The following is a 21,138-nucleotide window of genomic DNA, read 5'->3' as shown; positions in this document are numbered from 1 at the left end:
CGGATGCCCCGGCGGATGCCCTTCCTTTCGTCGGCGGCGGCGGCGGCGGCCGACGGTACCTGGACGGTGAGGGGCCGCGAGGGCGGCAAGAGCGGCGAGAGCCCGCCTCGCCGATGTGGGCGGCATGCAGGAAGTCAAGGAGCGGCTGGAGGCGGCCTTTCTGGCGCCGTTGCGCAATCCGGAGCTGCGCCGCCTGTACGGCAAGAGTCTGCGAGGGGAGCTACTGCTGTACGGGCCGCCCGGCTGCGGTAAGACCTTCATCGCACGGGCCGTCGCCGGTGAGCTCGGGGCGAACTTCCTGTCCGTGTCGGTCAACGATGTGCTCGACATGTGGATCGGCAACTCCGAGCGCAACATGCACGAGCTCTTCCAGACTGCCCGCCGCCAGGCCCCGTGCGTGGTCTTCCTGGACGAACTGGACGCGCTCGGCGGAAAGCGCAGCCGCACCCATAGCAGCGGTATGCGCAACACGGTCAACCAATAGCTGACCGAGCTGGACGGCGTCGAAGCGGAGGCGAACGAGAGCGTGTTCGTGCCGGCCGCCACCAAAGTGCCCTGGGACGTGGACATCGCTCTGCGCCGCCCTGGCCGGCCCCATCGCCATGGCCGGCCTGCGGGCCGGAGCCGACCGGCTCGCGTTCCGACGACTTCAACCGAGGGTCGCCACCATTGTTTGCCGCGAGCGCGCAGGATGAGGCGTTTACGGCCCGGGGCGGGCGCCGGACGACCCGACGCCTCGGGGGCCTGAGCACCGGCGTTGCCGGCTTCCGGGAGTCCGGGGCGTGGGGCGGGGCGTTCCACTTTCTCCCTGGGACGGCTGGGACACATCATCGCGTGAGTCGTCGGAAACGCTGAGCGACGCAGGGTCACGCTCCGGTGGGCCTGCACAGCACTCGAGGAGAATCCGATGAATCGACGCATGATGCGCAGCGGTGTGGTCGCCGCGTTCGCCGCCCTCGCCATGGTCCCCGCGGTGGCGTTCGCCGACTCCTGTCCGCAGCCCGTATCCGGCTGGCACTCCGTGCACCAGGGCTCGGCGACGATGAGGGCCACTCATGCGCACGGCCGGGTGGTGACCCCGAACGGCAGGGTTCTGAACGTCCGTTCGGGGCCGGGCACCGCCTACCGCGCGGTGGGCACCGTGCGCGACGGCAGTGTGCGGGCCCTCGTGTGCAAGACCAACGGCAGCACGGTGCAGGGCAACGAACGCTGGTACAAGCTCTCGCACCGCCGCGGTTATGTCTCGGCCCACTACGTCCACGCCTACCGCGCCGTCCCGTGGTGCCGATTCCTCGGCAACTGATGCCCCCTCCGTGGTGACGACGCAATGACCTCTGGCTGCCCGTCCGTTCGTGGGGGCGAACGGACGGGCAGTCGGTACGAGTTCTTGGAGCGCTTGATGGTCACAGACATGCAGGGGCCCCGGCCGGGACGCAGGGCCGTGTGCGGCCTCGGAGTGATCGCGGCGGCCGCCGCCGTGGTGCCGGCTCAGTGGGCGCGGGCGGCGCCGGCAACGAGCCGGAAGCTGCCCGCCCTGTCCGCGGCGGGCCGGCCGTTCCTCGCCGGGCGGCTGCGGCACACCACGGTGTTGCAGTCCTTCGCCGTCGATGAACGGCAGAATCATCTCTACGCATTGCAGGTGGTGGCGGGCGGGATCCGGCTGGCGGGCGAGGAGGCGGCTCTGCCCCACACGGAACGCGTCAGGAACGGTGATCTGTGTCTGAACCGGCTCACCCTTGACGGCTCCACGGCCGGACACATGTATCTGAAGGGCTTTGGGCACGGAGGGTCGATCGGGCTGGAGGAATCCGCGGACGGCGTCACACTGTGGACGGAATGGGATGCCAACCCGTCATCCGGCTACGGGCGTGGGGTGTGCCGCTTCCGTTTCACGGACGGGCAGGTGCTGGAGCGCGGCAGCGGCGAGCTGGAAACGTGCCACCCCGTCATGGGCTCCACCAGCAACCTCCCCGCCCTTGATGTGACACACCGACAACTCCTGCTGCGGTACAAGAGGGACGGGATACCGAGGTTCGCCCTGTACGACCTGGACCGATTCCGGGCCCGTTGGCACCTTCCGCTGGCCGACTTCGCCCAGCCGGGCGCCGACCTGGGACTGCCCTTCCAGGGCATGGCCCTGTACGGCAATTACGCCTACCAGCTGCTGGGCAGCGCGTACGGAACGGGGAATCCGGCGTCTTCGGGCGGCAACACCCGGTTGTACCGCATCGACCTGCGGACCGGACGTGTGGTGTGGCAGCAGCTGGAGCACACGGCTCCGGGACTCTCGCCCCGCGAGCCGGAAGGCCTGGCCGTCCTGCGGGGCAGCGGCACACCGCGGCTGTGCCTGGGGTTCGTCGAAGGCCCGGCGGGCGGGCGCAGCTTCCGCCTGTACGACAAAGCGCTCAGCTGACTATTCCGATCCGGCGCGTGCCGGGTGTCAGCGTCCGTCACCAGTGGGTACACATTCCGCGATCCGGGAGGAAACAGACCCCGGACCCCCGGTCGGCCGCTGAAGCGACCGTCGGGTCGGAAGCAGGTGGTGAGGGAGGCGCACAAGGTGTCCCGCTGGCGACCGCTGCCCGACACGCTCGATGCCGAAGCGCAACGCCTGACGGAGGAGTTGCGCGTACTCAAGGAACGGACCGGGCTGAGCCTGGACGGGCTCGCCAGGAAGACCCCGTACAGCAAGTCCGCCTGGCACCGCTATCTCAACGGCGAGAAGCTGCCGCCGCGCAGTGCGGTCGAGGCACTCGGCCAGGTGGCAGGTGCGGATCAGGAACGGCTGCTCGCGGTGTACGACGCCGCGTACCGCGCCCGGACCGCGCCGGTGGCCGACCCGGCCGAGGCTCCCACGGCCGAACGGAGCGGGCGTGCCCGCAGGATTCTGCGCAGCGCCGAGGTGCTGCGGACCGCCGGAGCGCTGGTGGTGCTGACGGCACTGGTGGCGACCATGGGAGCGGCGGCCTCGATCGTGAAGGTTCCCGCACCTGCCGCGCATACGGACGGGCATGCGTCCGATGCGTGCCACGGACACAGGTGCCAGGGGCGGTATCCGTGGAGGTTCGGCTGCAATCGCGACGCGCGCGCGGAGAGCACCATTGTGGACACCACCTACACCGTGCGGCTCCGGTTCAGCCCGTCGTGCGGCTCCGTCTGGTCCGAGGTGCAGCCGCACTCCGGCGGCGCGGAGAAGGTGTCGATCTGGGTCGGCCGTGACGCGCGGCTCACCTCCCACCCCGACGGCCGTCAGGGACTTGCCGTCAGCCCCATGCTGGCCACGTCGGATCTGCGGCAGGCGGTGGCGTGCGCGAAGGTGGCGGACCGGGTGGCATGCACGGGCGCCGTCGAGCTGACGAGCCCGGCCCGCTCCAAGGACCGTGATGATTTCCCGGGTCCCAAGTTCCTGGAGCGGGTGATGCGTTGAGGTGGTCGGAGTGGTTGGTGTGCTCGGTGTAATCGGAGTGGTCGGTGTGGTCGGTTGGTGATGTCCGGCTGACGGGGACCCGGCCGGGCGCACGCACGCGAACCAGCCGACCGCGGTCAGCCTCCAGCAGCCGGGCGGCCCCCTTCAGCCCGGCCCTTCCCGCCAGCCCGGCCGGCCCGGCCAGCCCGCGGAGTCTCAAGCGGTGGCGACCGTCACCCGGTTGAGTCGGACCGCCGTTGGCGAGTCGGCGATTTCGCTGACCACGTTCTCCGATGGGGTGCCTGTCACCTCCCCGAAGAGCGTGTAGTGCCCGTCCAGGTGTGGTGCCGGAGCGAGGGTGATGAAGAACTGGGAGCCGGTGCTGTCCCGGCCGAGATTTGCCATGGCCAGTTGGAAGGGCCGCGCGAAATCCCGTTCTGGAGGGATCTCGTCGGGTATCCGGTATCCGGCGCTGCCGTGGCCGGTGCCCAGTCGGTCGCCGCCTTGGACGACGAAACCGGGCACACGGCGGTGGAAGTCCGTGCCGTCGTAGAAACCGCCCTCGCCCGTGGTTCCGGTCAGGGGATCGGTCCAGGTGCGGCTTCCGGTGGCCAGCCCTACGAAGTTGTCCACCGTATAAGGAGCTTCGTCGGGGCGCAGCGTGAGGTGGATGTCGCCGTGCTCGGTGTGCAGGACGGCGGTAACGGCTCGATAGATCCTCAAGGAGGAGGAGAAGGGGCGGCGGACGACGGTGTGGCGGACTCGCACCGGGGAGTCGCGCAGCGGGTCGTGCGAGGGGTCGTATGCGTTCGGATCGCTGCGATCTCCGCAGCCGACCGTGCCGGGTGCGTTTCCGGGCAGGCAGGCGCCGTCCCGTCCCGATTGATCGATGTCGGACTCGGACGGTGCGGTGGGCGCAGTGGACGCAGTGGCCGCGGTCGAAGGTGGCCCGAGCCACAGCGGATGATGTTCCGCCGAGATGTGGTGCTGTCCGTGCCAGAGGTCTCGGACTTCTGCTGACGCATGGGTGAGCAGCTTGTCGAGATCGGTTGCTGCTTGGGCGTCCAGCACCTCGCGCATGCTCGAGGTGTCGTGGTACTTGTCGAAGAGTGAACCGTTGTTGTGCTCAAGGGTGAAGCACTGATCCACGAAGACTCTGTCGGGCAGCTCGTGGAGGACGTAGCGCCGCACCATGGCGGCGACCGGAGCCCAGGCCTCGCCGCCGAACTCGATGCCCGGGCCGGCGAATGCCTCGGTGGCGAGCTGGAGTGCCCGTCCGTGGCCCAGTTCACGGCGCAGACGTTGCCAGGTGACGCGACTGTCGCCCTGGTTGATCTCCGTGATGAAGTCCGCCAGTTCCTGCGGGTGGTGCTGAGTCCTGGCCCGTTCGTAGTGTCCGAGCTCATTGCCGATGACGTTGTCCAGATGGCCCGCCAGCTCGGCGCACAGGTGGGGCAGCCAGCGGAACAGCCGTGCTCCGGCCGTGCGGTCGCCCGCCGCTGTCAGCCACTCCAGCAGATAGAAGTCGGCGGCGAGCGAGGACGGGTCGACATGGTCGACGAACCAGCGCGGGCTGTGGGCAGTGAGGTCCCTGGCCATCGCGGTAAGGGCTTCGTCGCGGTCGATGTCGCCGACGAGATACCGGGACCAATGCCGCTCGGCCACGGCATGGAGCCGCGGATAACGCCACTTGGTGCCCAGCACGTCGGCGCAGGGACGATGTGCGGAGTCCACCGCGCGCACCAGGTGGCCGGCCGTCACCTCGACGAGGATCTTGGTAAGGATGACCCGCAGCCGGCGCTGGTACGGGGCGCCGCCCGGCATGCGCCGGACGAGCTCGGTGGACAGATGGCTCTCGGGAATGTTCCCGGATTTCAGCTGGGCCCAGCCCAGCATGGTCAGGACGGCGTCCGCGAGCGTCGATCCCCGGAACCGGCGGCAGTCGGCGTAGACCCCCGTGGCCTTGCCCGCGGCGGTCAGAAAGCCCGTGGCGGGCGGATAGGGGGCGAGCGGCACGAGGTGGAGGTCCAGCGTCCGGCCGGTGTCGGCCGTGCCCAACGCCGCGCAGAGCGGGGCCAGATAGCGCTCGGGAGCGAGGACGTCGTTCACCTCCACGACGGCCTGCTTGCGGACCTCCTCGAAGAGGGGGAGCGCGTCTCTGAGCGTCGGCGCGGCGGCCGTCAGTGCGGTGGTGACCAGCTCCGTTCCGGGACGGAGGCGGTCGTCGTCGACCAGCGTGAGGAGATCCTCCGGCCGGCGAGCGGCGGCCAGGAACGCGGGCAGTCCGGAGCCGACCGTCCGTGCCCACGACGTCAGTCCGGCACGGAACAGGTCCGTCTCCGGGGTGAACGGCCTGGGCAGGAAGTTGGGCTCCCAGGAACCTGCGCGTCCGATCAACTCGCGCTGGAGCGCCAGAGCGAGGTCGAGGGTGGTGCTGCGCTTCTGACGGAACTTCACATCGCTCCCTGCTGTGTGCCCGGTCCTGTGAGCAGACCCGCTTCCCGCAATTCGGTGAGGAGGCTCCGGCACCGTTCCTCGGTCAGCCCGGCGTACGTGGGCGACTCCTTGGCCAATTGCTGTGCGTACTCGGTGACGGCCCGCGCGGACCGTCCATGGCACAGGCCCCAGACCAGCGCCGCGTCGGGGGGCAGGCGGAAGTGCCGGCCGCCGGGCTCGACCAGCGTCACCATGTCGTCGTAGGCGCGGGGGAAGAACACCGTGGACCTGCGCAGTGGACCGCTCTCCGCCCGCCAGGCGGGCCAGCGGGAGACATCGATGCCCTGCCAGCCCAAGGTGGCAGTGGCGATCAGGCAGGTCTGGGCGAAGGATGTCAGTGCGGTCAGCCCGGCTTGTGGATCGACGGCCAGGGGGTCGTCCCGCAGAAGCCGCTGGAATTCCGCGAAGGGAAACCCGTCGGGGCCGTTGCGGGAGAGCTGCCGCCACACCCATTTCTCGCCGAAGTAGAGATCCCCGCACGCCGCGGCCAGCGCCTTGCCGGCGCACACCAGTGTGCGCCGGCCGGCGAACGCGGCCGGTTCCAGCTCGAGCGGGCTGTCCGACTGGCGGAGCCCGAGACAGTCCTCGGCCGCGAAGAACGCGGCGAGGATCCAGTTGTTCATCACCCGGCGGGAGAGCCGGCGGGGATGCTCGGCGAGCCGTTGCCGCAGCGCGGCCAGCGCGCCCGAGTCGGTCACGATGTCGCCTGTCCTCAGCCGGACAGCCAGCGCGGTCTCCCGGTCCGACAGCGCCCCTCCCGGGTGATCCGAGCGCAGCCCCGCGCCGAGGACCCGGTCGACGAGCGACTCCAGGGTGTCCAGGGAGAGATGCTGGACGTCGACACGGATGGTGTCGGCGAACAGCTGCCGCCGTTCCTCTTCCGCCGAGGAACCGACCAGGTAGATGTCGATATCGCTGGTGGCGCTGCCCAGGCCGACCACCGAACTCCCGGCCAGGAAGGCCGCGTCCGCGTTCCTCGACGCGGCCAGGCGTGATGCGATGCTCCTGCCCAGACGCACCCGGTCCTCGGCCGATGCGACCACTGTCATGCGCTCACTCACCCCTCCTTGACGCTTGGCCACGACGCCTACCAGCCGGGGTTCTCCGGCAGCGCGAGCCCCAGGTACTTGCCGTCGTCCGACACCATCACGCCGGCTCGACAGCACTGTTCGAGGAACGCCGCCACCTCGTCCTCGGAGACGGACATGTCCCTCGCCGCCAGCTGCCTGCTGACCGCCGCCGCTCCACGGGGCGCGTCTCCGCAGGATTCGTAGGCTTCTGCCTTCCAGCCCGCGAGGACGGCCCGCTTGGGCTGGTCGGTCCTGCGGTCGATCAGCGTCAGCTTGCCGGGCAGCCGCTGGTAGACGAGGCTGGGCCTCGCCTCGGAGAACCGCTTCTGCCATTCCGAGACGGCGGCGTTCAGCGTCGCCACCGTCCCGTGGGAACAGGTGCCGGACGCCTCGTAGTCGAAGAAGTACGCGATCTTCCCGTGGTCCAGAGAGGCCGGATAGACGTGGCTGTAGCTGGCCCGGGGCCGGACCTCGCTGATCGGGAAGGACGGGTCCGTGAAATAGGGGCTGAAGCGTTCCAGCCAGATCCGCCCGCAGCCTCCGGGGGGCTGGAGATGGTGCAGCAGCGGGAGGAGGCGCAGTTGCTCCGCGTAGTCCTCCTCGGTTTCCCCGGGAAATCCCGCCAAGATGTTCCAGGAGACGTCGATCTTGTAGTAGGCGGCCCATTTCAGGAACCGGATATTGATCAGCTTGCTCGCACCCTTGCGCATCAGCTTCAGCACATGGGTGCTGAGGCTCTCGATGCCGGGCTGGATACGGAGGATGCCGGCCCGGCTCAACGTCGCGAGCTGCTCCCGGGTGAGATTCGCCTTTGCCTCGAAGAAGAGGTTCACGTCCCAGTGCGCTTCGGCCAGTTGGGCGCAGAGTGACGAGAAGTACCCCATGTCGAGGATGTTGTCCACGGTGTCGACGTGCACCACCGGGTAGTCGCGCAGCAGCGCGGTGAGCTCGGTGAACGCGCGGGAGCCGGACTTGGACCGGTACGCCATGCCGAGCGCGTTCAGACCGCAGAAGGTGCAGTGGTGTTTCTGGCCCCACCAGCAGCCGCGGGAGAATTCGACCGGCAGCTGTACGGGGGCCCGGCCCAGGAGTTGCGTACGGTCGAAACGTTCCAGCCAGGCGAAATAGTCCCGGTAGTCCGGCGTGGGCAGCTGGTCGAGGACCTGCGGGCGCTCGGCGTCGGTGGCCGGCGGCAGGTCCGTGGCGGCATACCGCAGAACACCGGGCAGCGGGGTGTCTGTGCCGTCGGCGATGTTGTTCAGCAACGCGGGGAACACGATGTCGCCCTCCCCGGCCACGACGTAATCGAGCCATGGCAGCTTCTTGGCGTACTCGGCCCCCATGTCCCCGTCGAAGTTCGCACCCCCGTAGACCAGCGTCACACCGGGGTGGAATTTCTTGATCATCTTCCCTAGTGCCAGGGACGCCGTGTTCTGCATGAAGGTGGAGGTAAAGCCGATGACGTCGTATTCCCCCCACACCGGCTTGGCCGCGCATGCGGCGATCCAGTCCGGCAGCGTCCGGCGGCGCATCTCGGTGAGGTCGTCGAGCCCCTTTCCGGTCAGCTCGTCCCAGATGGACTTCACCTCCGGATACTCTCCGAAGTACTGGTCGTCAGTGGTCACTTCGCCGAACGCGGCGTAGGAGAAGAGCCACTCCCCCATCAAGTGCATCCGCTCCGACGCCATGTTGGCAATCGCGTCGTAGGCCTTGCTGCCGAAGAAGGAGGCGAACTCGAGGTTGAGGTAGTGGCTTTCGCACTCGTGCCCGGCCCTCCTGGCGATGGACTGAAGCAGTCCGCACTGGATGGACGGTGCGTGAATGCGCGCCCAGGGCATGTTCACCAGCGCGATGCGCAGACACCTGCTGGGCGGCGGCGGTGAACCGGACGCCGCGACGTCCTGCTCCGAACGCACGGCCAGGGGCAGGCGGATGAGGCTCATCGAATCCCCCTCGGGTGTGGGCACATCGGTCACTCGAAGTCGTCGTGGCCGAGTCTGCTCGCGCGCCGGGCCTGTACGAGGATCGACAGCGCGGCGAGGACGGTGAACCCGAGACCGGCGGCGACCTCCAGCCCGAGGTCGCCGAGCCAGGGCCGTCCGGCCATCCCCGCGCGGATGGCGTCCAGGCCGTGACGGCCCGGCAGCACTTGGCCGATCGCGTCCACCCACGCCACGCGGCCCGGCGGGACGATCGCGCCGCTGCACAGCATGACCAGATAGGACAGCACGTTCGGCGCCACCACGTCGGCCCGTTTGCCGACGGACATCGTGGCTCCGGCGAGCCCCAGCACACTGAGCGTGAGCGCGATGAGCGCGTACACCCACGCCCAGGGCAGCAGTTGGAGCGCGAAGTCCGTCAGGCCGAGGACGGGCGCCGCGACGGCCGCCTGGACGACGAGCAGGACCCAGCCCATGACGGGGTAGGGAAGCGCACGGGCGAGCTGGGTGACCGTCGGGGACAGCACGCCGGTCCGGACCCGCGCGAAGGTGGCGTACTGCTTGTCCAGGACGGGCACGGCGACGACACCGTTGACGTTGGTGCCGCTCAACACCAGCACCAGCGATCCGGCGAAGGCGTACTCCCGGTGCCCGGGACCCGCGAGGACACCCGCGAGCGTCGTGAAGAAGAGGATCTGGAGCACCCCGCGCGGCAGGGTCGCGCCGAGCAGACCGGCAGGCGTCTCCACCACGCGGTACTCCAGCCAGCCCATACGGGCCGCCTCCGCCGCCCGCCAGGCCAGGGAGGCGCGCGCCGGAGCGGCAGCGTCGCCCGCCGGAGCGGTGTCATGCGAGGTCAAGCGTCCCCTCCTTCCGGGACCACTCGACGGACCGGCGGTAGGCGAGCCCCGCGACGGACAAGTAGACGAGTGTCAGCAGGGTCGCGACGCCCAGCGGGGCGATCGTGACGTCGCCGGTGACCGCCCCGACCATGCAGTCCTTGATCCAGTGCAGGCTGATCAGATCGGGCACCCAGCGCAGCGACTCGGGCAGTGCGTCCACGGGGATGAGCAGCCCGCCGAGGGCGAAGACCGGATACATCAACGCGTGCGACCAGATCAGCCCGTTGCGGGTCACCAGGAACAGGCACGACACCAGTGCCCCCAGGGCGGTGCCGGAACACACCAGTACCACGAGCGACACGACGATCCACCCCGGGTGCGACACACTCAGCGGCAGCCCCAGCGCCGCCGCGGTGACGCCGGTGCTGACGAGGATCGCCCCGACGCTGGTGACCGTGGCACCCAGGCTCTTGCCCAGCAGCACCAGGTACGGCGACCACACTCCGGAGACACAGCGGGCGAGCGTGCCGTAGGTGCGCTCACGGCGCAGCACGCCTCCGCTCATCCACACCGTGGAGCCCCACAGCGCGGTCAGCGCCACGGCCACGACGAGCGCTGCCGCGTCGTCCGGATCCGGGCGGCCGGTCTCCACCGCGGTGACCAGGAACGCGGCGGGCAGCATGCCGGAGTTGACCAGCAGCAGCGGATTGCGCTGCATGGCCCGCTGCTCCATGCGCGCCGCGGTCAGGAACATCCACAGAGCGCCCCTCACCGCGGCCCACCGACCTGGCTGCCGTTCGCCAGACGCGCGGCGACATGCGAGTAGACGTCTTCGAGCCGCACCGGTTCGATGCTGACGTCCAGGACGCTGACGTGGGCCAGCGCCTGCTCCAGCAGGCCGAACGAGCCGACACTCCAGTCACGGACGTGCAGCTGGAGAGTCCATGCCCCCTCGGCCACGTCGACGCTGCCGACGGCGATGTCGGGTGACGACACGGCGCCGCCGTCGGGCGGGCTGCCGGTGCCCCGGACGGTCACCGTGGCGGTGTAGCCCGCCTGCCGGGCGAACTCCTCGACCGGCAGGTCCGCCGCGAGCGTACCGTCCGCGAGGATGATCACCCGGCTGGCGAGGCGCTCGATGTCGAGCAGGTAGTGGCTCGTGAGCAGGACGGACACCCCTGTGTCGCGCAACGCGGCGACGGTGCCGCGCAACCGTTCGGCCTCCACCGGGTCGAGGCCCACGGTCGGTTCGTCGAGCAGCAGTACGCGCGGTTCGGCGATCATGCCGATGGCGATGTGGAGCCGCTGGCGCATGCCCTTGGAGTAGGTCTCCACGGCGCGGTCGGCCGCGCCGACCAGGCCGACCTGCTCCAGCGCGGCGTCCAGCTTCGCGCTCAGGCCGCGCCGGCCGACTCCGGCGAGCATGGCGAAGAACCGCAGGTTGTCGCGGCCGCCCAGCTTGGCGTACAGGCCCCGGTCGCCACCCAGCACCACACCGGTCATCCGGCGTACCTCGCGCAGATCGCTGGTGACATCGTGGCCGAAGATCCGGGCGGTGCCGGTCGTGGGCAGCAGCAGGGTGGCGAGGATCTTGGTGAGGGTGGTCTTGCCCGCGCCGTTGCTGCCCAGCAGGCCCACGATCTCACCGGCCCCAACCTGGAAGCTGACGTCCCGCAGCGCCACGATCTCGTGACGACGGTCGGTGAAGGTGCGGCCGAGCCGTTCCACGGCGATCGCCGGCTCGCTCAACGTCCCTCTCCCCTCGCGTGCACGTCCGCCGCGCTCTCGGACACCGCGGCCCGCGCGGCGGCGAGCCGGGCCAGGGGGACCCGGGGCGCCGCGCACGAGACATGGTCGAAGCCCGCCTCGGCGAAGAACCGTACGGCCGCCGCGTCGGCCGCCTGCTCACCGCAGACTCCGAGGGTGATGCCGGGGCGTACCGCTCGCGCCTGGTCCGCGACCTGGCGCGCCAAGGCCCCGACGACCTCGGTGTCCAGCTGGGCGAAGGGGGATGCGGTGAGGAGCCCGAGGTCCTGATAGGCGGGCAGCACATGCTGTTCCGCGTCATCGCGGGACAGCCCCCAGACCAGTGCGGTCAGGTCGTTGGTGCCCAGGGACAGGGAGTCCGCACGGCGGGCGATCGGCCCGGCCAGCAGCGCGGCCCGCGGAGTCTCGATCATGGCGCCCAGCGACAGGCCCGCCTCGGCCCGTGTGGTGCCCAGTCGGACGCAGACGTCGTTGAGCAGGCTCCGGACGAAGTCCAGTTCCGTCGGCGTGCTCACCATGGGAACCAGCAGCTCGGGCCGGGGGTCACGGCCCGCGCGGCGCAGCGCGAGGGTGGCTTCCACCAGCGCCTGGATCTGTACGGCCGTCAGCATGGGCAGCAGGACGCCCATCCGCACACCGCGCACCCCCAGCATGGGGTTGTGCTCGTGCAGGCGACGCGTGACGTCGAGTCGGTCCTTGTCGCCCTGCGCACCTGTCGCCGCCGAGGTCAGGGCGAGTTCGGTCACGTCGGGGAGGAACTCGTGGCGCGGGGGGTCGAGCAGGCGGATTGTGACGGGAAGCCCGTCCATCGCGCTGAGCACGTCCGTGATTTCCGCCCGCACAAGGGCGTGCACCGCGGCGAGGTCCTCCGTCATATCGGGGCCGGGCCGCGCCATCAGGACCCGCTGGAGCACTTGATGGCGCTCGCCGAGGAACATGTGCTCGAGCCGGCACAACCCCACTCCGGTCGCGCCGAACGCCCGCCCGGCAGCGGCGTCCGCGCCCGTGTCGGCGTTCACCCGCACCGCGATGCCGGCCTGCGCGGGCAGCGCGGACAGTGCCTCGTCCAGCCAGCCGGGCAGCTCCGCGGCGGCTTGCCGTTCGGCGGGCCGCCGCAGGTGGCCGCCGAGACGGATCAGCCCGGCGTAGCCGTCCACCGTCACCCGGTCACCGGCCTGGAGGGTGTCACCACGCGTAGTGCGAAGGCCCTTCCCCTCGCCGTCCAGCACGCTGTCGACGAGCGCGGCGACGGCCGGCAGCCCGAGTCCCCGCGCCACGACCGCCGCGTGTGACGTCTGTCCGCCCCGCTCGGTCACGACGGCCGTCGCGGCCAGCAGACCCGGCAGATCCTCCGGCCTCGACTCGGTCAGGACCAGCACCGGCTGCTCGCCGTTGGCCTTCGAGGCGACGGCCGCGGCCGCGCTGAAGACGACGGTTCCGGTGGCGATGCCGGGGGACACACCCAGGCCGCGCGCCGCCACGGGCAGACCGAGGGACTGCACCGATGCCGTACGCGTCTCCTCCACATCCAGGGGCTCCACCAGCGAAACCGCCTGTGCGGGGGTCAGCCGGCCGTGCTCGTACCGCGTGGCCACGGTGTGCAGGCGAGCGGCGCCGCGCAGGGCGGCGCGGGTGCTCCTGATGAGGTGCGCCCGGCCGTGTTCGACGACAAATTCCGCCCTCACCGGCCAGTCGAGTGCCGCCTCGGCGGTGCGGATCGCCTCGTGCAGCTGAGGGCCCCAGGGCTGCGTGTCGATCAGTCCGGCGAGATCCGCGCCGCCCGCCGTCAGCAGCTGGGCTCCGGATGCCCCCGCGAGATAGGAACCGGTCACGCCGGGCCGGCCGGTCGACGGATCACAGGACCAGGCGAGTCCGCTGCCTCCGTCGGGCCCGCACCACAGCAGCTGTCGCCCGAGCGTGAACTGCGCCGGACTCGCCTCGTCCCTGGTCAGCGCCCGGACCAGGGTGGTCACTTGCTCGACCGGGTCGTTCGGCAGTGCGGCATCGGGATCCACCACGGCCAGTGCGGCGGAGAGCTCGGCCCGGCGTGCCGCGGCGAAGTCGGCACCGGCGAACCCTGCCAGCCACTGTTGACTGACAGGGCTCATTCCGAGAAAGGACAAGCAACTTCCCTTCAGGCAGGGAAGCCATGCCGTGAGGAAGACCGGGTCATCCGCGCTCCCGATGCGATGACCGGGATCGAGGGCGGCGATCGCCTCATGGATGGCGTCGTCAGCGGCATCGACCGGCAGCCACAATGCTGAATCAGCAGGAAGGCCGACCGGCAGATGATCAATGACCACGCTCTGAATCCCCGTCTCCCAAAGCAGGTCCGGTACTGATGCCGGTGGCGAACCTCTGACGACATGCCCCGGCAGGATCAGGGGCGGTTTGACGAGTGGCCGCTATCGCTTCACGAACTCGGAACGGACGCCGAGCAGGTACACACGGTCGTCCAGGTCATCGGCATCCTCCGGGGAGATCGGAGAGAACTCCAGCTCGGCCAGGTCGGCCAGCTCCTCGACATTCGAGTTTGATATATCCATGGCCCGCACGCTAGCAGGATGCCTCTTTGCCGCAAGGTCAACTGCCCATGCTCAGCGCGAAGTTGACTAGATATCGCCCTCGGCGAGGGCAGGTGGTGGCGCTGTCTTATCGCTGCTCACCCCGGAAACGCACCCGGGCAACGGGCGACATTTTCGCGCCATCTCCCGAGGGAATTCGCGGGGCCTTCCGGCTATGCTCAGGCAGGTGCGGATTACCAAGTACACCCATTCCTGCGTCCGGTTGGAACACGACGACGGCGGTGGCACGCTGGTCATCGACCCCGGCGTCTGGAGCGAGCCCGAGGCTCTCGCCGGCGCGGATGCGGTTCTGGTGACCCACGAACACGACGATCACGTCGATGTGTTGCGGCTGAAGGGGCTGAACGTCCCCGTCTACGCGCCCAAGGCGGCACGGATCCCGGGCCTGGACTTCATCGGAGTCGTAGCCGACGAGGAATTCACCGCGGCCGGCTTCCGGGTGACCGCCCACGGCGGGCAGCACGCGCGCGTCCACGGCGGCCTCCCGGACTGCGCCAACCTCGGCTATCTCGTCGGGGACCGCCTCTACCACCCCGGGGACTCGCTGCACGTCCCCGACCGGCCGGTGGAGACCTTGCTGGTCCCCCTCCAGGGGTCATGGATGAAGACGGCGGAGGCCATCGACTTCGTGCGCGCCGTCGAGCCGGAACGGGCGTACGGCATCCACGACGGGCAGATCAACGAGCGGGGACTGGGAAGTCTCAACGGCTGGCTCACCCACGAGTGCGGCGGCCGTTACCGCCGGCTCCTGCCGGGCGCGACCGCCCGATGACGGAGCCGACCACCGCTCCGGCCCTCTTCACCGTCACCGGTCCGCAGCACGCGGGACGCCTGAGCACCATGGCCCGCCCCCGCGCCCACGGGCACCTGGCAGCCGATATGGCGGCCCTCCGCGGAGTGGGCACCGACATCCTCGTGTGCGCCCTTCCGGACGCCGAGCGCGCCGCACTCGGTCTCGCCGACGAGCCCCGCCTCGCCCGGGCAGCCGGACTGCGGTTCGTCCCGCTGCCGATCCCCGACCTGACCGTCCCGCCGGTCCCCGCCGTGCTGCCGGTTCTGGAGGAGCTCGCCGAAGAGCTGCGGGCCGGAGCCCATATCGTCGCGCACTGCCGCTGCGCCATCGGACGGTCCTCCTTGATCGCGGTCTCCGTGCTGATCCTGAACGGCATCGCGCCGGGGGCGGCATGGGCGTCCATGGAACGCTCCCGGGGGACGAAGGTGCCGGACACCGAGGAACAGCGCGCATGGTCCCTGGAGTTCTTCCGCCTCGTCTCGCCCGGCGGGCAGGACCCCGACCCCGACCGGTACCGCGGCTGACCGAGGCCTGGTGGATCAGCGCACGGCATCAGATGCGGTGCATCGCAAGGCGGAGGGACGTCCGGATACTGGGCGTATCCGGACGTTCCGACAACGCGGCGAGGTGCCGTAGCTGTCGTCGTGCGCCCGCCGTGGATTACGGGACAGCCCTTAAACACCGGGCCGGGGCCCGCAGCCCGCTCGATCAGCGGCGGACCCGGCCCTGAGCGAGGACTCGCCGCCCTGCCCTTCGCCCGACGTCGGGCGAGGGGCGAGGGGCGAGGGGCAGCACAGTGCATGCGTCATGCGCGTCTGCTGTGCGGGCCGGCTGCCCACGGGCCGCGCGTTCGACATGCGGGGCCCTGGTCAGACTTTCGCGAACGACCCGATCGTGGTCCCCCGCTGCTCCGCCCAGTTCTCCAACGTCATACGGCAGGCGTGGTCGAGGTGGCGCAGCTCGGAGAGGTCCAGCTCGACCGGACGGCCCTTGGGCAACGCTTCGAGGGTTTCCAGCATGCGGGGCAGACGGAGGAAGGTGGCCGAACCGGTGATGGTGACGATGAATCGGCCGCCGGTCGCCTCGTGAACGTCGAGGTGGAGGTGGGAGGTCTCCCAGGCGCACTTGATCACGGCGAGCGCGAGGCCGAGGAGGACGCCTTCGAACATGTTGGTGGTGATGATGGCGATCGCGGTGATGGCCAGGACAACGGCCTCGCCGCGGTGCGCGCGCCACAGGGGCAGGAGGTCCTTGACGGGGACGAGTTTGCAGCCGGCATGGACGAGGACCCCGGCGAGCGCGGCCAGCGGGATGACGCCGATCGCGGCCGGCAGGAGGGCGGCGAACAGCACGAGCCACAGTCCGTGCAGGATGCGGGAGAGCTTCGTCCTGGCCCCGGCCTGCACGTTGGCCGCGCTGCGCACGATGACAGCGGTCAAGGGCAGGGCGCCGAGGATTCCGCAGACGGTGTTGCCCACGCCCTGGGCCATCAGTTCCTTGTCGTAGTCGGTGCGTGGGCCGTCGTGCATGCGGTCGACCGCGGCGGCGCTGAAGAGGCTTTCGGCGGAGGCGATGAGAGCGAAAGCGAGCACCGTACCGAGACCGGCGAGGCTGGCCAGCGAGGTGAAGTCGGCCATGCCGGGCGGCTGGACGGCGGACAGGAGCCCTTGCACTTCGACACGGGGGACGGACCAGCCGGCAACCGCGGTAGCGGCTGTGGCCAGGGCGACCGCGGCAAGCGGTGCGGGAACCATCTGGGCCTGGGACGGGAGTTTCTTCCACAGGACGAGCACCGCGATGGTGGCCGCCCCGATGGCGAACGCGGTCAGCGCACCGCTGGAGGTGGCGATCTCGGTGACCAGGTGTGGCACTCCCAAGATCTTGTCGATCCCGGAGCGGGGCTGCTTGACGTCGGCCATGGTGTAGAGCTGACCGAAGATCAGAACGAGTCCGATGCCGGCCAGCATGCCCTGGACGACGGCTACCGTGATCGCACGGAAGAACCGGCCGAACCGCAGGGCGCCCAGGGCGAGTTGGACAAGGCCCGCGATCAGGACGATGGCCCCGAGAACGCCGAGGCCGAACTCTTGAACCGCCTCGAAGACCAGGACGGTCAGGCCGGCGGCAGGACCGCTGACCTGGAGGCTGCTGCCGGGCAGGAAGCCGACGATCAGGCCACCGACGATGCCGGTGATCAGGCCGAGCTCGGCGGGGACTCCGGAGGCTACGGCCACTCCCACACACAGGGGCAGGGCGACCAGGAAGACGACGAGGGAGGCCAGGACATCACGCCGCAGGTCTGCGGACTTTTTGAGGGTGGAGAGCATCAGTGGACTTCCTCGCACAGCGGAAGCGGAAAGGGAGGGGTACGCGGAGGCCCGTGGGGCGGGCGGGTGCAGGTCACAGCGGCCGGAAGGACTTGTCGCCCGGCTCGTACGCCTTCACTGCACCGGTGTGCACCTCGTAGTACCAGGCGTGCACCGTCAAAGATCCCGCCTCGACCCGTTCCGCGATGCAGGGGTGGGCGTGCAGCCGCTCCAGCTGGGCGACCGCGTGACGCTGGACCGCCTCCGCGAGGTCGGGGGAATGGGGTGCGGTCGTCTCGGGCTGGGACGCCGCGTGCTCCAGCCAGCCCTGTACGGCGGGCACGCCGGAGAGATCGTCCCCGCTCACCAGGGCGTTGACCGCGCCGCAGTGGGAGTGTCCGCACACGATGACGTCGCGGACGCCCAGCACCCGCACGGCGTACTCGATGGTGGCCGTCTCGCCGCTGGGCCGGTCGCTGCTGAACTCGGGCACGATATTGCCCGCCGTCCGCAGCTCGAACAGTTCACCCGGCCGTGCGCCGGTGATCAGGGACGGCACCACGCGTGAGTCGGAACAGGTGATGAACAGAACTTCTGGGCTCTGACCGGCCTCAAGGGCGCGGAACTCCTCTGCACGCTCCGTGACGTGCGTCGTGAAGGATCGTGCGTTGTCAACCAGGGACTTCATGGTGGCCTTTCTCCTGCGCCCACAAGCGTGCTCGGGGGCGCGGTGTGTTCAGGTCATCAGGGGAAGGGACGTGTGCCGGCGTGCCCGAAGGGCGGACAGCCGGCGCTTCCCGCGTCATCGTTGACGCGAAGAGGCGATCCGGGAGGGGACGGCGCTCGCGCCTACAGCGCGGAGCGCGTCACCACCGCATCGCGGTAGAAGCGGGAACGTCTGTGGTGCGGGAGTGACGGTGTCGACCGGCGCCCGGCATCGGGTGGGATCCGTCGCCACTCCATCAGCGCATCTCCCCCGAATAATGTGGCCGTTGGCCCGACCACATGCGTGCCACTGCGTCAATGCGTCAGCGGCCCACTTGGCTACCGCGAACACCTCTTTGCCTGGAGATTACCTCACGGCCGGAGGTCAAGTCACGGTCAAGCACATTCATATAAAGGTAATTGGCGCACTGAACACCGCGACGTGCCCAGGCGTACGCCCTAGAGGGCGAGATCGAAAGAGCGCTCCCGCGAGCGCCCCGATTCTTCGTAACCGCCGCCCATCACCAGGGTGTTGCCTCCTGTTTCCCTACTGTTCACTTGTGCCCGGCGGTGCACGTCGGGGCGGACCGCGGAGCCGGGCCGCGGACCGCTGCCGATGACCGGCTGCCGGAGCAGGAGATAGGGGCGCAAGGGCGTGACACCCCTCCGCCCGGCGCCGGGGGCCTCCGACGGATGCAACAGCAAACGGGGCCGAACGCCGGCGAACACCCGTGGCGTCGCTTGCTTCGGCCTCTGCCCGTAAACCGGCCACGGCCTGTGGGACGAGGTGATACCACTGGACGCGATCTGCGCCTGACGGCGGTGCTCCGGCAAGCGCTCCGGCAAGGTGCACAAGGTGGGTTGAGGTGGGTTGAGGTGTCTTCCGGCTTACGGGCGTTGGCCCGGCTGATCACGGCGATCACGGTCGTCGCGACCTACATCGCGCTGCACATGACGGTCACCGCATTCCTGGACCTGCGCGCCCGCGACCGCTTCTCCGACGCCCCGGCCCGTGCCGCCGCCTTCGTCGCCGCGCTCGACCACTACGACGCCGACGGAGCACTGTCCGCACGCGCTCACCTCCTGCGGAGCGAGGCGTGGTTCAAGCAGCATGCGCCGTCAGGGGGAAGCCGGTCCACGATCTCCTCCGCCGCCGGCTACGCCGAGGAGGGCAGGGTTTCCCTGGCCCGCGAGCAGGTCGCCGGGCTGGCGGCGGAGATCGAAAAGGACCGGACGGGGCTCGACCGGGAAGTCAGCTCGTCGACAGCGGCCGCGCTGTACTGGGCGGTGCCCGCCGGGGTGCTCCTGGTGCCGACGCTCCGGCTGCGGCAACGTCGCCGGTCAGGCGCCGCGGAGATCGCCGACGTGGTCAGCCGGTTCGTCCCGCATCAGCCGTGGTGGCGGCGACCGGTGTTCCTGGTGGGCAGCTGGGCCGGATACGGGCTGTTCGCGATGGGCACCTTCACCGTCACCATGGCGCAACAGCGGGGCTACAAGCTGCCGTTGGAGGCGCAGGTGCTCCTGCTGCTCGGCGGCCTGGCCGCGCTGGGAGCCGGTGTCCCGATCCTGCGCCACTGCCGCCCCCGTTCGGCGCGCAGCGCGGCCCAGGCTTTACTGGCCGACGGCCGTCAACCCGTGCTCTACCTGCGCAGCTTCGCCGACGATGACACCGCGGCCAGGGTCGACGACGGGGCGCCCGTCAACCTCCATTCGCGGGAGGAGCAGCTCGCCGGGGCGTTGAGCGCCTTCGGCCCCGTGATCGCGGTGGGCAGACCCGGGGAGCCGCTGCCGCACCTGGGGGCGGCGCGGTTCTATCTGCCGCAGGATGACTGGCAGCCGGTGGTTCTGCGGCTGATGGAACTGTCCCAACTCATCGTGCTGGGACTGGGGTTGGGCGAGGGGCTGTGGTGGGAGGTCGGGCAGGCCCGCGCCACCCAGCCCGCGCGAAAGCTGGTCCTGCTGGCGCCCGGCGGGCTGCCGGGCGTGGCCGAGCGGCTGGACCAGCACCTGCCCACGCCGTCCCGGCTGGACGAGGTGACCGCGGGCGGCTCCTGGATCTCCGCGGTCATCGCCTTCGACCCCGAATGGACGCCCCGGGTGCACCCCGTGGGGCGCGTGCCCGGCGCCACGAAACGGCGAGGCACGCTCGCGCGCCTCGCGGCCCGCGGCAAAGAAGCCGGTCTGGCGTCGATGACCCTGAGCACGCCCGCGCACCAGGTGGTCCGCGCCGTGAAGGCGGCTCTGGCGTCGGTGGGGGTTCACAGGCGGACGATGGTGTTGCGGGCTTCTTTCGCCATGCAGACGGCGTTGGGGAAGGGCGCCGCGCTGGTCGTGGCCGTGGGCCTGCTGTGGTGGCTCGTGTTCCGGGCGCTGCAACCCTTCGGTCTCTGGTAGCGCCGGCCTCCCTCACGGGGCATCCGCGTGACAGCCCCGCACGCCCCCAGAAGCTGGAAACGGGGGACATGTCAGAGCGCCGCGGAGTAACGTCCTGCCCCCACAGGGGTGTTCAGCCGTTGCACGGGATTCGGGGGAATCATGGACGGTCCACAGCAGGGTGCGCCGACGAGTGCGAGCCCGGCCGGTCCGGAGCGGTACAGGACGGTGACCGGCACGGCGGTCGCCGCGGCGACACTGATCTTGCTGGTGCTCGTGGGTGAGGTCTTGGTCTCGGTGTCCGACTGGGGCATCTACGACGTCGTCCACGACTACAAGGCCGGGGCGGCGACGGTCGCGGACCTCGATGCGGCCGATTCCTTCTCCCGGCTGGCGTCGATCGCGACACTCGTGGTGTGGGTCTCCGCCGGCGTGGTGTTCCTGGTCTGGTTGTGGCGGGCGCGGATCAACGCCGAGTTGTTCGGCGGTACCGAGGCGCAGCGTCGGTCCCGGGGCTGGGTGGTCGGCGGCTGGTTCACCCCGGTGGCCAACCTGTGGGTTCCGTACCAGGTCGTCTCGGATATCTGGAAGGCCAGCGCGGCCCGGCGGCCGGTCCCCGGCGGCCTGGTCATGGTCTGGTGGGCGCTGCTCGTGGTCAGCACGATCATCGGCCGGTCCCTCGCACAGTTCTACCTCTCGGAGGAGATCACCGAGGAGGGGCTGCGGAGCGCCGCGAACCTGTCCACCCTGAGCACGGCGCTCGACGCGGCCGCCGGTGTGCTGGTCGTTCTCATCATCAGGCGCATTACCGCATGGCAGACCCAGCGGCTTGTTCAGAGCGCAGTGTGAAGGGAG

17 protein-coding genes and 1 pseudogene are annotated in these 21,138 nt (G+C 70.0%); 8 read left to right on the top strand and 10 right to left on the bottom strand.

The features are described from left to right. Positions 1–103 precede the first annotated feature (103 nt). The 4 genes and pseudogenes from IF67_RS39070 to IF67_RS40280 form a co-directional block, all read left to right on the top strand. Positions 104–601: pseudogene (locus tag IF67_RS39070) on the top strand (ATP-binding protein); the annotation flags it as partial. Between the two features lie 306 nt (positions 602–907). Beyond that, positions 908–1,303: an SH3 domain-containing protein gene (locus IF67_RS0112130; protein WP_030984926.1), complete on the top strand. Its 396-nt coding sequence runs from the start codon at positions 908–910 to the stop codon at positions 1,301–1,303. 96 nt (positions 1,304–1,399) lie between these two features. Then, positions 1,400–2,413 (top strand): teichoic acid biosynthesis protein C, encoded by a 1,014-nt coding sequence (locus IF67_RS0112125; protein WP_158713076.1) that lies wholly within the window; start codon positions 1,400–1,402, stop codon positions 2,411–2,413. Between the two features lie 147 nt (positions 2,414–2,560). After that, entirely contained in the window at positions 2,561–3,427 is an 867-nt protein-coding gene (locus tag IF67_RS40280; protein WP_051817931.1) for a helix-turn-helix domain-containing protein, read from the top strand. Positions 3,428–3,622: 195 nt separating this feature from the next. On the opposite strand, the gene IF67_RS44815 is transcribed toward IF67_RS40280, so the two are convergent. From IF67_RS44815 to IF67_RS43660, 8 genes are all read right to left on the bottom strand, one after another. Further along, positions 3,623–5,863 carry a peptidylprolyl isomerase gene (locus tag IF67_RS44815; RefSeq protein ID WP_234341059.1) on the bottom strand — a complete coding sequence of 747 codons (2,241 nt, stop codon included), beginning with the start codon at positions 5,861–5,863 and terminating at the stop codon, positions 3,623–3,625. Next, positions 5,860–6,951 carry a hypothetical protein gene (locus IF67_RS0112110; protein ID WP_030984922.1) on the bottom strand — a complete coding sequence of 364 codons (1,092 nt, stop codon included), beginning with the start codon at positions 6,949–6,951 and terminating at the stop codon, positions 5,860–5,862. The genes IF67_RS44815 and IF67_RS0112110 overlap by 4 nt, the downstream gene beginning before the upstream one ends. A gap of 38 nt (positions 6,952–6,989) precedes the next feature. Beyond that, positions 6,990–8,915, bottom strand: a complete 1,926-nt coding sequence (locus tag IF67_RS0112105; protein ID WP_051817929.1) for a RiPP maturation radical SAM C-methyltransferase — start codon at positions 8,913–8,915, stop codon at positions 6,990–6,992. 29 nt (positions 8,916–8,944) lie between these two features. Then, on the bottom strand, positions 8,945–9,772 hold the full coding sequence (locus tag IF67_RS0112100) for an ABC transporter permease (RefSeq protein WP_030984918.1): 828 nt from the start codon (positions 9,770–9,772) through the stop codon (positions 8,945–8,947). Continuing rightward, a complete protein-coding gene (locus tag IF67_RS0112095; RefSeq protein WP_030984916.1) occupies positions 9,759–10,508 on the bottom strand; it encodes an ABC transporter permease in 750 nt (249 codons plus the stop codon). The genes IF67_RS0112100 and IF67_RS0112095 overlap by 14 nt, the downstream gene beginning before the upstream one ends. A gap of 14 nt (positions 10,509–10,522) precedes the next feature. Next, on the bottom strand, positions 10,523–11,503 hold the full coding sequence (locus IF67_RS0112090) for an ABC transporter ATP-binding protein (protein WP_030984914.1): 981 nt from the start codon (positions 11,501–11,503) through the stop codon (positions 10,523–10,525). Next, positions 11,500–13,629 carry a putative PEP-binding protein gene (locus IF67_RS0112085; protein ID WP_158713075.1) on the bottom strand — a complete coding sequence of 710 codons (2,130 nt, stop codon included), beginning with the start codon at positions 13,627–13,629 and terminating at the stop codon, positions 11,500–11,502. The genes IF67_RS0112090 and IF67_RS0112085 overlap by 4 nt, the downstream gene beginning before the upstream one ends. Positions 13,630–13,926: 297 nt before the next feature. After that, a complete protein-coding gene (locus tag IF67_RS43660) occupies positions 13,927–14,067 on the bottom strand; it encodes a hypothetical protein (RefSeq protein ID WP_158713074.1) in 141 nt (46 codons plus the stop codon). A 193-nt stretch (positions 14,068–14,260) separates the two neighbouring features. On the opposite strand from IF67_RS43660, the gene IF67_RS0112075 reads away from it, so the two are divergent. Together IF67_RS0112075 and IF67_RS0112070 are read left to right on the top strand one after the other, a co-directional pair. Beyond that, positions 14,261–14,878, top strand: a complete 618-nt coding sequence (locus IF67_RS0112075; RefSeq protein ID WP_078889388.1) for an MBL fold metallo-hydrolase — start codon at positions 14,261–14,263, stop codon at positions 14,876–14,878. Further along, complete coding sequence (locus IF67_RS0112070) at positions 14,875–15,423, top strand: tyrosine protein phosphatase (RefSeq protein WP_030984909.1); 549 nt, start codon at positions 14,875–14,877, stop codon at positions 15,421–15,423. Before IF67_RS0112075 ends, IF67_RS0112070 begins: the two co-directional genes overlap by 4 nt. Positions 15,424–15,768: 345 nt before the next feature. Here the strand turns inward: IF67_RS0112070 and IF67_RS0112065 are convergent, their stop codons facing one another. Together IF67_RS0112065 and IF67_RS0112060 are read right to left on the bottom strand one after the other, a co-directional pair. After that, on the bottom strand, positions 15,769–17,226 hold the full coding sequence (locus IF67_RS0112065) for a SulP family inorganic anion transporter (RefSeq protein ID WP_030984907.1): 1,458 nt from the start codon (positions 17,224–17,226) through the stop codon (positions 15,769–15,771). Between the two features lie 73 nt (positions 17,227–17,299). Beyond that, positions 17,300–17,893: a carbonic anhydrase gene (locus tag IF67_RS0112060; protein WP_030984906.1), complete on the bottom strand. Its 594-nt coding sequence runs from the start codon at positions 17,891–17,893 to the stop codon at positions 17,300–17,302. An 893-nt stretch (positions 17,894–18,786) separates the two neighbouring features. Between IF67_RS0112060 and IF67_RS0112055 the strand changes: the two genes are divergently transcribed. Next, positions 18,787–20,304, top strand: a complete 1,518-nt coding sequence (locus IF67_RS0112055; RefSeq protein ID WP_030984904.1) for a hypothetical protein — start codon at positions 18,787–18,789, stop codon at positions 20,302–20,304. Between the two features lie 141 nt (positions 20,305–20,445). Further along, positions 20,446–21,132: a DUF4328 domain-containing protein gene (locus IF67_RS0112050; RefSeq protein WP_107050207.1), complete on the top strand. Its 687-nt coding sequence runs from the start codon at positions 20,446–20,448 to the stop codon at positions 21,130–21,132. The last annotated feature ends 6 nt before the right edge of the window (positions 21,133–21,138 follow it).

The organism is Streptomyces sp. NRRL S-1813 (assembly GCF_000719605.1).
Taxonomy (GTDB): domain Bacteria; phylum Actinomycetota; class Actinomycetes; order Streptomycetales; family Streptomycetaceae; genus Streptomyces; species Streptomyces decoyicus.
The sequence above is the reverse complement of the archived record's forward strand: the minus strand, read 5'-3'. Positions and strand labels throughout refer to the sequence as shown.